The organism is Pseudomonas sp. Os17, assembly GCF_001547895.1.
Taxonomy (GTDB): domain Bacteria; phylum Pseudomonadota; class Gammaproteobacteria; order Pseudomonadales; family Pseudomonadaceae; genus Aquipseudomonas.
In genome coordinates this window covers 4,040,352-4,052,402 of record NZ_AP014627.1, presented here as the reverse complement: position 1 = coordinate 4,052,402, position 12,051 = coordinate 4,040,352, and the positions used below count along the sequence as shown (strand labels likewise).

The 12,051-nt window shown below is 66.2% G+C and carries 11 protein-coding genes; 7 read left to right on the top strand and 4 right to left on the bottom strand.

Annotated features, from left to right (window positions below; translation table 11 throughout):
• Positions 1-21 precede the first annotated feature (21 nt).
• Together POS17_RS17870 and POS17_RS17865 are read left to right on the top strand one after the other, a co-directional pair.
• Positions 22-345: an isochorismate lyase gene (locus POS17_RS17870; protein ID WP_060839803.1), complete on the top strand. Its 324-nt coding sequence runs from the start codon at positions 22-24 to the stop codon at positions 343-345.
• Positions 338-1,771, top strand: a complete 1,434-nt coding sequence (locus POS17_RS17865) for an isochorismate synthase (RefSeq protein WP_060839802.1) — start codon at positions 338-340, stop codon at positions 1,769-1,771. The genes POS17_RS17870 and POS17_RS17865 overlap by 8 nt, the downstream gene beginning before the upstream one ends.
• Positions 1,772-1,963: 192 nt before the next feature.
• On the opposite strand, the gene POS17_RS17860 is transcribed toward POS17_RS17865, so the two are convergent.
• From POS17_RS17860 to POS17_RS17845, 4 genes are all read right to left on the bottom strand, one after another.
• Positions 1,964-2,905 carry an alpha/beta hydrolase gene (locus POS17_RS17860; RefSeq protein ID WP_060839801.1) on the bottom strand — a complete coding sequence of 314 codons (942 nt, stop codon included), beginning with the start codon at positions 2,903-2,905 and terminating at the stop codon, positions 1,964-1,966.
• A 168-nt stretch (positions 2,906-3,073) separates the two neighbouring features.
• Positions 3,074-5,479 carry a TonB-dependent siderophore receptor gene (locus POS17_RS17855; RefSeq protein WP_060839800.1) on the bottom strand — a complete coding sequence of 802 codons (2,406 nt, stop codon included), beginning with the start codon at positions 5,477-5,479 and terminating at the stop codon, positions 3,074-3,076.
• A gap of 116 nt (positions 5,480-5,595) precedes the next feature.
• Complete coding sequence (locus POS17_RS17850; protein WP_060839799.1) at positions 5,596-6,579, bottom strand: DUF4880 domain-containing protein; 984 nt, start codon at positions 6,577-6,579, stop codon at positions 5,596-5,598.
• Positions 6,576-7,091, bottom strand: a complete 516-nt coding sequence (locus POS17_RS17845; RefSeq protein ID WP_060839798.1) for a sigma-70 family RNA polymerase sigma factor — start codon at positions 7,089-7,091, stop codon at positions 6,576-6,578. The genes POS17_RS17850 and POS17_RS17845 overlap by 4 nt, the downstream gene beginning before the upstream one ends.
• A gap of 168 nt (positions 7,092-7,259) precedes the next feature.
• Here POS17_RS17845 and POS17_RS17840 point away from each other — a divergent pair, with 168 nt between their 5' ends.
• The 5 genes from POS17_RS17840 to POS17_RS17820 all read left to right on the top strand — a co-directional run bounded on the left by POS17_RS17840 (position 7,260) and on the right by POS17_RS17820 (position 12,049).
• The gene (locus POS17_RS17840; protein WP_060839797.1) at positions 7,260-8,231 is read left to right on the top strand and encodes a GNAT family N-acetyltransferase; all 972 of its coding nucleotides are present in this window, start codon (positions 7,260-7,262) and stop codon (positions 8,229-8,231) included.
• A gap of 203 nt (positions 8,232-8,434) precedes the next feature.
• Positions 8,435-9,442: a zinc-dependent alcohol dehydrogenase family protein gene (locus POS17_RS17835; protein ID WP_060839796.1), complete on the top strand. Its 1,008-nt coding sequence runs from the start codon at positions 8,435-8,437 to the stop codon at positions 9,440-9,442.
• Positions 9,443-9,712: 270 nt separating this feature from the next.
• Positions 9,713-10,381 (top strand): GntR family transcriptional regulator, encoded by a 669-nt coding sequence (locus POS17_RS17830; protein ID WP_060839795.1) that lies wholly within the window; start codon positions 9,713-9,715, stop codon positions 10,379-10,381.
• Between the two features lie 75 nt (positions 10,382-10,456).
• Positions 10,457-11,263: an ABC transporter substrate-binding protein gene (locus POS17_RS17825; protein ID WP_060841967.1), complete on the top strand. Its 807-nt coding sequence runs from the start codon at positions 10,457-10,459 to the stop codon at positions 11,261-11,263.
• A 12-nt stretch (positions 11,264-11,275) separates the two neighbouring features.
• A complete protein-coding gene (locus POS17_RS17820) occupies positions 11,276-12,049 on the top strand; it encodes an amino acid ABC transporter permease (protein ID WP_060839794.1) in 774 nt (257 codons plus the stop codon).
• The last annotated feature ends 2 nt before the right edge of the window (positions 12,050-12,051 follow it).

Here is a 12,051-nt window from a genome sequence, read left to right as displayed (position 1 = left end):
CTTTCTTTGGTAGACCTCCACATGAAGACCCCCGAGCAGTGCAGCGGCCTGGACGATGTCCGCTGCGGTATCGACGCCATGGACCGGCAGATCATCCAGGCCCTCGGCCAGCGCCTGGCCTACGTCAAGGCGGCGGCGCAGTTCAAGCCGACCGAGGACAGCATCGCCGCCCCGGAGCGGGTCGCGGCGATGCTCCCGCAACGCCGGCAATGGGCCGAACAGGCGGGCCTGGACCCGATGTTCGTGGTGCCGCTGTTCGCCCAGATCATTCACTGGAACATCGCCCAGCAGGTGTGCCACTGGCGCCTGCAGCACGGGCTGCAGCAGGGAGCCGACAATGAGTGAGTCGTGCCTGTGCGGATTGACCCGGGCCCTGCAACAAGGTGAAGCCCGGGCCCGGCGTGAGGGCCGGGCGGTGCTGGTGGTGTTCAGTCAGGCCGCCGAGCGCCTGCAGCCGCTGCGGTTGTTCGCCGCCAACCGCCAGGTGTTCGGCCAGAGCCTGTTCTGGTCCAGCGACCAGGGGGCGCTGGCCCTGGCGGGCTTCGGCTGCACCGAGGAAATCAGCCCGTCGGCGGGGGAACGCTTCGGCGCCAGCACCCGGGCCTGGCGTCAGCTGCTGGAGCGGGCCCATCAAGTGGGGCCGCGCCAGGCATACCTGTGTGGCGGATTCGCCTTTGACCCCCAGGTGCCGCGCAGCGCCCAGTGGCAGTCGTTTGCCAGCACCTCCCTGGTGCTGCCGCGCCTGCTGTTGCTGGGCGAGGGCGAGCAGCAGCACTGGCTGTTCAGCCTGTGGGTCGAGCCCGGCGCCGATGTGGCCCAGTGCGCCGCGGCCCTGGAGGCGGAATGGAGCCTGCTGCTGGCGCGCTATCAGCACGCCCCGGCGGCGCAGTTGCCGGACGGGATCCGGGCCACGGCAGAGCCCCTGGCCGCCGAACGCTGGCAGGACTGCGTGGCCCGGGCGATCGGGCGAATCCAGGGCGGTGAGTTGGGCAAAGTGGTGCTGGCCCGGGAAGTCTGTCTGCAGGCGAGCCGCAACATCCCCTGCGGCCCCTTGCTGGAAAACCTCGGGGCGGCCTATCCCCAGGCCTTCCTGTTCGCCTTCAGCCGTGGCGACAGCTGCTTTTTGGGCGCCACCCCCGAGCGCCTGGTGCGGGTGGCCCGGGGCACCTTGAGCACCGTGGCCCTGGCCGGCACCTGCGCCCGCGGCCTGCATGAACAGCAGGACGCGGAACTGGGCCAGGCCCTGCTGGACAGCGCCAAGGACCGCCACGAACACGCCCTGGTGGTGCAGACCCTGCGCGAGTCGCTGCAACCCTACTGCGCGATGCTGGAAATCCCGCCGCAGCCGCAGCTGCACCGCCTGGCCCACGTCCAGCACCTGCTGACCCCGGTGCTGGGACGCTTGCGGCCCCAGGTCGACCTGCTGCAAGTGGTGCAGGCCCTGCACCCGACTCCGGCGGTGGGCGGTTTGCCTCGGGACAAGGCGCTGGGCTACATCCGCGAGCACGAGCAACTGGACCGTGGCTGGTACGCAGCGCCGGTGGGCTGGCTCAACGCCGAGGGCGATGGCGAGTTTGCCGTGGCCCTGCGCTCGGCCCTGATTCGCGGCAACCGCGCGCACCTGTTTGCTGGCTGCGGGATTGTCGGCGAGTCGGACCCAGCGAGTGAGTACCAGGAAACCTGCCTGAAACTGCGCACCATTAGCGAGGCGTTGCGCCCGCCAGCGGCTTCGCCGAGCGTGGCCGTGAGCGGCGGACAAAGCGCCTTGTAGCCGCTGCCGAAGGCTGCGAACGAGCCGCAGGCTCGCAGCGATCCGGAGGGCGCCGAGGCCCCTTCGGTGCCTTGCGCAGCCTGCGGCAGCGGCTACACAGAGGGTTTCCTGTAGCCGCTGCTGAGCCTGCGAAGCTGCGAAAAGGCCCACAGGGCCTTGCCTGCCGAGTGCTTGGAGCCCTGGGCTGCAGGTTCAGCCAGTGGGCACCGTGAGCGCTGCCGGGCCGGCGATGCTGGACGCCGGCTTGGCCCGCAGCAGGGCGTTGATGGCCTGGGCGTAGTCCTTGCCCGCCAGGCTCATGCTGTTGTTGTGGGTGCCGCCGGGCACCAGCAGCAGTGTTTTCGGTTGCAGCGCAACCTTGAACAGTTCCTGGCTCAAGCGTGGCGGTACGTAGTCGTCTTTCAGGCCGTGCACCACCAGCAGTGGCATGCCGATGTCGCGGATCTTGTCGACGGAGTCGAACTTCTGCGACAGCACCCAGCGCACCGGCAGCGAGGTCTTGGTCACCGCGGCGGCGGCATCGGCCAGGGTGGTGAAGGTGGACTCGACGATCAGCCCGCGGGCGGCAATCGGCGTTTTCTCGGCGGCGGCCGTGCGCCCCAGTTCGGCGGCCAGGTCGATGGCCACCGCGCCGCCCAGGGAATGGCCGTAGATCAGGCGCTTGCGGGCGTCGGGCTGCAGCAGCTTGAGCCGCTCCCAGGCGATGCGCGCGTCTTCATACACGCTGCTTTCCGAGGGCAGGTCGCCGTGGCTCTGGCCGAAGCCGCGGTAGTCGATGGCCAGCACCGAGTAGCCCAGGGCGTGCAGTTGCTCGATGCGAAACAGCTGGCCGGTGAGGTTCCAGCGCACCCCGTGCAAGTAGAGGATCGCCGGGGCGTCGGCGCGCGTGGCCGGCCACCACCAGGCGTGGAGGTTCTGCCCGGCCTTGAAGCTTTTCGGCTTGAGTTCCAGCTCCTGCACCGTGCTCGGCAGGCCGCGATACCAGCCGGCGGTGCCCGGCTCGATGCGAAACACCAACTTGCGCTCCTGGTGTTCGAGCACCGCGCAGCTCACCGGCAGGCCCCCGACCAGCGCGGCCAGGCACAGCAGGGAAAGCCAGCGACGGCGCAGGCGCTGGGACAGGGTTGGGGACATGGAAGGCTTCACCACGGAACGATCAGCCAGGAGTTTTAACAGAAGTGTGCGGATGGCTGTAGTGATTTTGCTGCCGTGGTCGCCGCATCGGGCTACCCGGTACCAGGTGATTGTCAGCGGCCCGACCCTGCCCGATTGGGCAGGGTGCACCGATTGGGGAACCAGGTCTTAGAAGTCCCAGCGAGTGGTCACCATCACATTGCGTGGGTCACCGTAGTAGGCCGAGTCATAGAAACCGATGTTGGTGTAGTACGACTTGTCGAACAGGTTGTTGACGTTCAGGGTCGCCGAAAGGTTGTCGGTGACTTGGTAGCGCGCCATCAGATCCACTAGCCAGAACGGGTCCTGGGAGAACTTTTCGTAACGGTCCTTGCCACGGTTGTACAGCGTTTGCCAGCCCTCACCCTGCCAGCGGGCGCCACCGCCCAGGGTCAGTTTGTCGAGGCTGCCGCCGAGCTTGTAGCTGCTATAGAAACTGAGCTGATCTTGCGGTTCCCAGGTGGCCACCTTCACCCCGTCGGCATCACGGCTGACCTTGTGGGTATAGCCGGCCTGCAATTGCCAGCCAGGACGCAGCTCACCGGAGATCTCCGCTTCGTAGCCCTTGGTCTTGGTCTTGGTGGCGATATAGGAGAAGTCGACCCCAGGATTGGAGTTGTAGAGGGTGTCGGCGATTGGACGGTTTTCCTCGTGTACCTCGAAGTAGGCGAGGCTGGAGTTCAGGCGACCGTCGAAGAACTCGCCCTTGAGCCCGACCTCGTAGTTTTTCCCTTCGTTGGGTTCGAGCATCTTGCGCGTGCGGTCACGGTACTGGGTTTGCGGTTGGAAAATCTCGGTGTAGCTGGCGTAGGCGGAGACATTGTCGTGGAGGTCGTAGACCAGGCCGGCATAGGGCACTACCTTGCCGCTCTCCTTGGTGTCGCTGGTACCGGTGACCTGGAAATTGGCGACGCGGGTGCCGAGCAGCAGCGACAGGTCGTCCATCAGGCTGAAGCGGCCGGTGATGTAGGTGCCGGTCTGGCGCGTGGTTTCATCGTTGATCTTGGTCGGCTGGTTCCACAGGGGCTCGATGGCTTCGCCGTGCCAGTTGTAGAAGTCATAGGCGTTGTCGAAATAGGTGGCGTCGGAATAGTCCTTGCCCTTCCATTCCGAGATCGACAGGGACTGGCCCACTACCAGCTGGTGTTCTCGACCGAAGAGTTCGAAAGGTCCGGATGCATAGACGTCGAGGCTGTCACTGGTGGTTTCGCCAGTGTATTTGCGAGCGTAGATCGAACTGGTGGTAGCGGTGTCCTGGGAGACGTAGCCCAGGGGCGCGTTATAGCCGTTGATCTGGTGGTTGTACTGGGTCTTGGCGACCCAGCCATTGTCGAAGTTGTGCTCCAGGGTGGCGAACACGGTACGGGTGTATTGTTCCCAACTGCTCCACTTCGGACCATTGTTGAACGAGCGAGGCAGGTTCAGATAATTGCCGTCCGGGTCATAGACGGTACGTGTGCCGGTCCAGCTCGAGCCCTTCGGGTCGCTGTCCTGATAGTCGGCACCCAGGGTCAGCAGGGTGTCCGGTGACAGGTCGAATTCAAGGATGCCGTAGTAGACATTGGTCTTGCGCTGGTAGTGATCAAGAAACGATTTCTTGTCTTGGTAGGCGGCCACCGCCCGGCCGCGGACGTTGCCGGAGTCGGTCAGCGGCCCGCTGACATCAATCTGGGTGCGATAGTTGTCCCAGGAGCCGGCGCCGAGCTCGATGCTGCTCTTGAACTCGGACGTGGGCTTCTTGCGGATCAGGTTGATGGTGCCGCCAGGGCCGCCGGCGCCGGTCAGCAGGCCGGTCGCGCCCTTGAGCACTTCGACGCGGTCGTACAGCGCCATGTCGGTCATGGTCTGGCCGGCCGAGTACTGGGCGTCACGCAGGGTCGGGATGCCGTCGTACTGGAAATTGACGATGGAGAAACCGCGGGAATAGTAGTTGGTGCGTTCGCTGTCGTAGGTGGATACGGTGATACCCGGCGTGTGGCGCATCACGTCGTCTATTGCCGTGAGGCCAAAGTCATCCATCACCTGGCGGGTCACCACCGAGATCGACTGCGGGGTTTGCCGCGGGGTCAGCACCAGCCGGGTGGCGGTGGCGATGGTGCCTGGGGTATAGGAACCGGTGCCTTCGGTAACGCTGCCCAACTGGTTGGCGCTGACCGTGGTCGCCCCCAGCTCGACCCGTTCACCGCCGCTGGCCTGGACCACCCGATAGCCCGCGCCCTCGGCCACGGCTTGCAGGCCCAGGGGTTTGAGCAGGCGCTGCAGGCCTTCGTCCACGCTGAAGCGGCCATTGAGGCCGGTGCTGCGCTTGCCGGCGCTGAGGCTGGCATCGATGGCGATCATGCTTGCCGATTGCTGGCCGAAGGCGCCCAGCACCTGGTCCAGGTTGCCCGGGGCGATGGCGTAGTCGCGCTGCTGGCGGTCGGTCACGGCGGCGCCGGCTTCGGCGGCCATCAGCGGCAGGCTGGTGCTGGCGATGGACAGGCCGATGAACACCGGGCGCAAGGCCGCGGCAAGGGGCGTAAGGCGAATGTGCATAAGGGAAATCCGTGGGTTGAGAAGGGTTGGCGCTGAGCTGTTTTCCAGCTTCTTCCCTGGTCTTGATGCACGAGATTGAAAAAACTGCCGCCGCTTCGGAAAAAAAACGGAAAAAATCAGCTGGCCTCCACGGTGGCCCAGTAACCCATTACCCGCCGGATGCGAATCGGCAGGGTCTTGGCCAACAGGTCGAGGCTGGCGTCCGGCTGGTCCAGGGAGAACGAGCCGGAGACGCGCAACCCGGCGACCTCGGCGGCGCAGCGCAAGAGGCCCGGGCGATAGCGGTCGAGCTCGGCGATCACCTCGCCCAGGGGCTGGCGCTCGGCGATCAGCAGGCCCTGGGTCCAGGCACTGGCGGTGGCGGGCACTGTGGTCAGGGCGCCGATCCGCTGCTGGTTGATTTCCACTTGCTGGCCCGCGCCCAGGCTCAGCGCGGGGTGCTGGGTGTTACTGAGCGAGCCGCTGCCGGCGAGCACCTGTGCCCGGGTGCCGTGGCTGCCCGGCCAGCCGACGCTGAGGATCAGTTGCGACTGGGGCGCCAGCAGTATCCACGCATCGGCGGTGACGATCCGCAGCGGCGCGGCGTTGCCCAGGGTCAACAGCAGGCGGCCAGTGTTGAGCCGCAGTTGCAGGCCCAGGGGGCTGTGCTGCCGATCGAGGCTGGTGCGGGTGTCCAGTTGCAGGCTGGCGCCCGTGGCCAGTTGCAGTTGGCGGCGCTCGCCGGTGCTGGTGTGGTAGTCGCTGAACAGCTGCGGCAACAGCAGCCGTTCACGCACGCTCCAGCTGCTGGCGGCCACCACGCCGAGGCCGACGATGCCCTTGAGCAGGGTGCGCCGCCCGGGGTGGCTGCGGGCCTGCAGCAGCTGCCGGGCACGGGGCGCGGGCAGGCTGCGGGTGCTGTCACGCAGGTCCTGGCCGATGCCGACCAGACGTTGCCAGGCCAGTTCGTGTTGCCGCTCGGCCCGGCGCCAGGCCAGGCAGGCGGCCTGCTGCTCGGGGTTGCTGATGCCCGATTGCAGCAACACCAGCCACTCCAGAGCCTGGTCCAGGACCTGCTGTTCCACGGCGCCCTGATCGTCCACCGGCTGGAAGGCGTTCATCCCGGGTACACCGCCGCGTAGCAATGGCGGTAGGCCTTGAGCATGGCTTTTTGCACCACGTTGACCGAGAGCTGCAGGCGCTCGGCAATCTGCGGGTAGGTCAGGCCTTCGAGCTGGGACAGCAAGAACACTTCGCGCACCCGGGCGCCCAGGCCATCCAGTACCTGGCCCACGGCGTCCAGGGCTTCGAGCACCAGCAGGCGGGTTTCCGGCGAAGGCTGGTGCTGTGGCTCCAGCTGCGCCAGGGATTCCAGGTAGGCGCGCTCCAGGGCCTGACGGCGGAAATACTGGCCGCACAGGCGGCTGGCCACGGTATTGAGGTAGGCCCGGGGTTCACGCAACAGCGGCAGTTGCTCGCTGCGCAGAATGCGCAGGAAGGTGTCCTGCGCCAGGTCCAGGGCCTGGTCCTGGTCCTGGTTGCCGAGCTTGCGCCGCAGCAACTGCACCACCCAGTTGTGATGCTGGACGTAGAGCTCGCCCACGGCGTGCTGTAGCGAAGAATTGGGCACCATCGATAGAGGTTCCGGGACCGAGGCGGGCGAAAAGGGTGTTTATGGTAATGCTTCTCATTAGTGCGCGCTCGAGTTTTTATCGCTGCCGACCAGGGCCCGAGCACATCGGGCTTGTCGGCTATATAGTTGTAAGCTACAACTAAAAAGTCCACGAACGAGGTCACGCTTATGTCGAGCCCATCCGCAGGTTTCATCCCTCAATTGCGCCAGGCTTCCCGGCAGATGGTTCGCGAGCTGGGCTTCATGCACAGCACCCTGGCCGCCACCGACTACCCGCCCTCGGCGGTGCACGCGCTGCTGGAAATCGGCCAGGGCAATGCCTTGACCGCCAGTGACCTAGTGACGCTGCTGGGCCTGGAGAAATCCAGCGTCAGCCGGCTGGTGCGCAAGCTGGTGGAGGCGGGCGAGATCGGCGAACAGGCCGATGCGCAGGATGCCCGCTCCAAGCGGCTGCACCTCACCGCCCAGGGACGCCAGACCCTGGACGGCATCGACCGTTTTGCCCAGGCCCAGGTGGCCGCGGCCCTGGCGCACCTGAGCGCGGACCAGCAGCTTTGTGCCTCGACAGGCATCGCCGACTACGCCCGGGCATTGCGTGCGGTGCGCCTGGGCGAGGCGCCCGAGCCGCCCGAGTGCTGGTCCATCGCCGCTGGCTACCGGCCGGGGGTGATTGGCCGCATTGCCGAAATGCATGCCTGCTACTACGCCGCCCGGGCCGGTTTCGGTCAGCCCTTCGAAAGCCTGGTGGCGGCGGACATGGCCGAGCTGATGGGGCGTTTGCACAACCCGCGCAACCAGGTCTGGGTGGCGCTGCGGGGCGAGCGGATCGTCGGGTCCATCGCCATCGATGGGGAAGGCGAGGGCGGTGAGGCGATCCTGCGTTGCTTCATCCTCGACGAGGCTGCCCGCGGTCGAGGGCTGGGCCGGCGACTGCTGGGCGAGGCCCTGGCGTTCTGTGACCAGTGGGGTTTTGCCGCCACCCGCTTGTGGACCTTCAAGGGCCTGGACGCGGCGCGCACGCTGTATGAGCAACACGGCTTCGTATTGGCGCAGGAGCAGGTGGGCGACCAGTGGGGCGCGACGGTGACCGAGCAGTGTTTTGTGCGGGCCAGGCGGGTGGAACGCGACGGAACTCGCTGAGGGTTGTCGCCGCTGCCGAGCCCGCGAAGCTGCGCAAAGGCCCGCAGGGCCTTGCTTGGCAGTTCCGAGCCGAGCCTCCAGCGGCACTGAAAACCTGCGTCTCCTGCGCAGCCGTTCGCAGCCTGCGGCAGCGGCTACAGATCGCCGGTATTGGTGGTAGGGTTAGCCCCCTGGACAATTATCGATCTGTGGAGACCCATTCCATGCAAGCCATCAAGCTCAGCCTGCCGGCATCCCTGGACAACCTGAAAACCGTGGAGTTGGCCGATCCCGGGCAACCCGGCGCCGGGCAGATCCGCGTGCGCCTGCATGCCTGTTCCCTGAATTTCCACGATTACGCCGTGGTCACCGGCGCGCTACCGACTGCCGATGGGCGGATTCCCATGGCCGACGGTGCCGGGGTGGTGGAAGCGGTGGGCGAGGGCGTCAGCGAGTTCAAGGTCGGCGATGCGGTGGTGTCCTGCTTCTTCCCCCATTGGCACGATGGCGGCCCGGCGATTGCCGATTTCAGCACCACCCCGGGCGATGGCGTCGACGGTTACGCCCGTGAAGTGGTGATCCAGCCCAGCCACTGGTTCACCCATGCGCCCCAAGGCTACAGCCACGCCGAAGCCGCGACCCTGACCACCGCCGGCCTGACCGCCTGGCGCGCGCTGGTGGTGGATGGCGCGCTCAAGGCCGGGGACACCGTGCTGGTGCTGGGCACCGGCGGGGTGTCGATCTTCGCCTTGCAACTGGCCAAGGCCATGGGCGCCACGGTGATTGCCACCTCGTCCTCGGACGCCAAGCTGGCCAGGGTCCGCGAACTGGGGGCCGACCACACCATCAACTACCGCACCCAGCCTGAGTGGGGCAACGAAGTGCTCAGGCTCACCGGCGGGCGCGGCGTCGATCACGTGGTGGAAGTCGGCGGCCCGGGCACCTTGCCGCAGTCGATCACGGCCTGCCGCATCGGCGGGCATATCGCCCTGATCGGCGTGCTCACCGGCTGGTCCGGCCCGGTGCCGACGGCGGCGTTGATGGCCAAGCAACAACGCCTGCAGGGCCTGATCGTCGGCAGCCGCCAGCAGCAGATCGAGATGGTCCGTGGCCTGGAAGCCACCGGCATCAAGCCGGTGATCGACAGCACCTTCCCCCTGGCAGAGATCGCCAAGGCCTTCGCCCATGAAGCCTCGGGCGCGCACCTGGGGAAAATCTGCCTGACGTTCTGAGGCGTTGATCGCGGCAACGCCCGGGTGGCTCCGGGGGTTGCCGCAGCCCCGATGGCGCTTGTTACCGGGCGCAACCTGTATGCCCCACTTTGACTCACTGCCTGCGCGTTTTCGTAGCAGCCTGGCCTTGGCCGCGCTCCTGGCACCTTCCTGCTCATCGAGCACTGGTTCGGCAAATCAATGACTTGAGTCCGCTTGCGCAAAGCTGGCACGCATTCTGCTTTTTTGTATCTATGGATAATTGGATACAAAAATACAAAAGGTGCCTCTATGCAATTCGCTCCCGCCTACGTTGACCGCCAGCCGCTGACCGCCGAGGAGGAGGCCTACAACTTTCTCCTGGAGGCGATCTGCGGCGGCCGCTACCGCAAGGGCGACCGGCTGATCGCCGAGGACATCGCCAGCGAGATCGGCATGAGCCGCATGCCGGTGCGCGAAGCCTTTCGCCGCCTCGATGCCCAGGGCCTGGTGACCCTGCGGCCCAATCGCGGGGCGGTGGTCAGCGGCCTGGACATCGAAGAGCTGCACGAAGTGTTCGAGATGCGCAGCGCCCTCGAAGGCCTGGCGGTGCGGGTGGCGGTGGGGCGTATCGGCGAGCGCCAGCTGGCGGCCCTGGAACGGCTGCTGGACGAGATGGACGACTACCGTGACGAGAGCGCCGAGTGGGTCAGCCGCCATCGGGCCTTCCATGAATACCTGTGCAGCCTCAGCGGCCGGCCCCGGCTGATGAAGCAGATCTCGGCCCTCTATTCGCTGGTGGAGGCGCCCATGCGCCTGTGGCTGCAACACGGCGAAAAACCCCTCAGCGCCCGCCAGGAGCACGCGGTGATCCTCGATGCGATTCGCGCCGGCGATGCCGAGCGTGCCGAAGCGGTGGTGCGCGAGCACATCGAGGGCACGGTGCCGGCGCTGATCCAGTTTCTGCAAACGGAACAATAGAAGCGGGCCCGAGCCCGCCCCTTGTGTTGACTTTGAATCCTGCCCCCGTTGTTCAACGAAGTGGAGTGTCTGGTCATGCATAAACGCCGCGCCTTGCTGGTGGCCGTATCCCTGGGACTCTGTGCACAGTGGGCCGCCGCCGCGCCCCAGGTGCCGGAGCGCCTGCAACAGGTCGACAAGCTCACCTATTGCTCGGGGATGGATTCACCGCCCCTGGTGTCTTTCGACCAAGCCCAGAAGCCCCGCGGGCTGAGCGTCGACCTGGGCCTGGAAATCGCCCGCCGCCTGGGCAACAAGGAGGTGCAATGGCGGGTGATTCCGTTCTCCGGGTTGCTCCCGGCGCTGCTGGCCCGGCAGTGCGACATGATCGTCGACCAGCTGTTCGACAAGCCCGAACGGCGCGAAGTGATCGACATCGTCAACTACATGTATTCCAGCCAGTCGGTGGTGGTGCCCAAGGGCAACCCCAAGGCGATCAAGAGCCTGGATGATTTGTCCGGGCGCAAGGTTGCGGTGCTCAACGGCTCGACCATCAAGACCCTGCTGGACGCCCACAACGCCAGCCTCGCCCAGGCTGGCAAGGCACCGATGACACTGGTGGTCTACAACAGCGACACCGATGCCTTCCAGGCCTTGCGTATCCGTCAGGTGGACGCCTACGGCACCACCGTGGAAACCGCCGGCTACTACGCCGCCATGGCCCCGGACCTGTTTCAGGAAGGGGTGCCGGCCTTCAGCCGGATCCTCACCGGCCTGGGCATCCGCAAGGACGATGCGCAGTTGAGCGCCGCGGTGCAGCAGATCATCAACGACATGCGCAGCGACGGCAGCTATGCCCGGTTGCTGAGCCAGTGGCAGGTCAGCAGCGACACCCTGAACTGAGGCAGCGCCGCGATGAATTTCAATTGGGATGTGTTCTGGCAGTACCTGCTGCAACCCAGCGGGGTGTACCTCACCGGGCTCTGGCTGACGTGCGTGATCAGTGTCCTGGGCATGGCGCTGGGCTGTGTCCTGGGGCTGGCGGCGGCGCTGCTGCGCCTGTCGCGCAACCCCTTGCTGCACCTGCCGGTACGTTTTTACGTGTGGCTGATGCGCGGCACGCCGTTGCTGGTGCAGATCGTCTTTCTCTACACCGCCCTGGCGGCTGGCGGGATCTTCCGTTTCGAGGACCTGCAACTGTTCGGCCTGGTGGTGCCGGGCAACATCCAGGCGGCGATCATCGCCCTGGGCCTCAACGAAGGCGCCTACATGGCGGAGATCATCCGCGCCGGGATCGGCGCCGTGGACAAGGGCCAGTACGAGGCCGGGCGCTGCCTGGGCATGACCTTCGCCAAGCTGATGCGGCGCATCGTCCTGCCCCAGGCGTTCCGGGTGATCGTTCCGCCCCTGGGCAACGAGTTCAACGTGATGCTCAAGAACACCACCCTGGTCAGCGTGATCGGCGTGCAGGAGCTGCTGCTGAGCACGCAGATGGTCACTTCGGCGACCTTCCGGGTGTTCGAGCTGTACTTGGTGGTGGCCCTCTACTTCCTGCTGCTGACCACCCTGTGGGGCTTCTTCCAGCGCTGGCTGGAAAAGCGTTTCGGCCAGAGTGACCGACCCGCGCCGCCGGCCGCCGGCCACCGGATGTTCGGGCGCCACACCTTCAAATTGCTGCGGGGACGTTGAAC

What these genes read in the sequence shown, in the direction of transcription:
- POS17_RS17840 (WP_060839797.1), top strand. Translation starts at nt 7,260, where the DNA reads ATGTCGAGCCCATCCGCAGGTTTCATCCCTCAATTGCGCCAGGCTTCC.
- POS17_RS17855 (WP_060839800.1), bottom strand. Translation starts at nt 5,479, where the DNA reads ATGCACATTCGCCTTACGCCCCTTGCCGCGGCCTTGCGCCCGGTGTTC.
- POS17_RS17825 (WP_060841967.1), top strand. Translation starts at nt 10,457, where the DNA reads ATGCATAAACGCCGCGCCTTGCTGGTGGCCGTATCCCTGGGACTCTGT.
- POS17_RS17850 (WP_060839799.1), bottom strand. Translation starts at nt 6,579, where the DNA reads ATGAACGCCTTCCAGCCGGTGGACGATCAGGGCGCCGTGGAACAGCAG.
- POS17_RS17870 (WP_060839803.1), top strand. Translation starts at nt 22, where the DNA reads ATGAAGACCCCCGAGCAGTGCAGCGGCCTGGACGATGTCCGCTGCGGT.
- POS17_RS17865 (WP_060839802.1), top strand. Translation starts at nt 338, where the DNA reads ATGAGTGAGTCGTGCCTGTGCGGATTGACCCGGGCCCTGCAACAAGGT.
- POS17_RS17830 (WP_060839795.1), top strand. Translation starts at nt 9,713, where the DNA reads ATGCAATTCGCTCCCGCCTACGTTGACCGCCAGCCGCTGACCGCCGAG.
- POS17_RS17845 (WP_060839798.1), bottom strand. Translation starts at nt 7,091, where the DNA reads ATGGTGCCCAATTCTTCGCTACAGCACGCCGTGGGCGAGCTCTACGTC.
- POS17_RS17820 (WP_060839794.1), top strand. Translation starts at nt 11,276, where the DNA reads ATGAATTTCAATTGGGATGTGTTCTGGCAGTACCTGCTGCAACCCAGC.
- POS17_RS17835 (WP_060839796.1), top strand. Translation starts at nt 8,435, where the DNA reads ATGCAAGCCATCAAGCTCAGCCTGCCGGCATCCCTGGACAACCTGAAA.
- POS17_RS17860 (WP_060839801.1), bottom strand. Translation starts at nt 2,905, where the DNA reads ATGTCCCCAACCCTGTCCCAGCGCCTGCGCCGTCGCTGGCTTTCCCTG.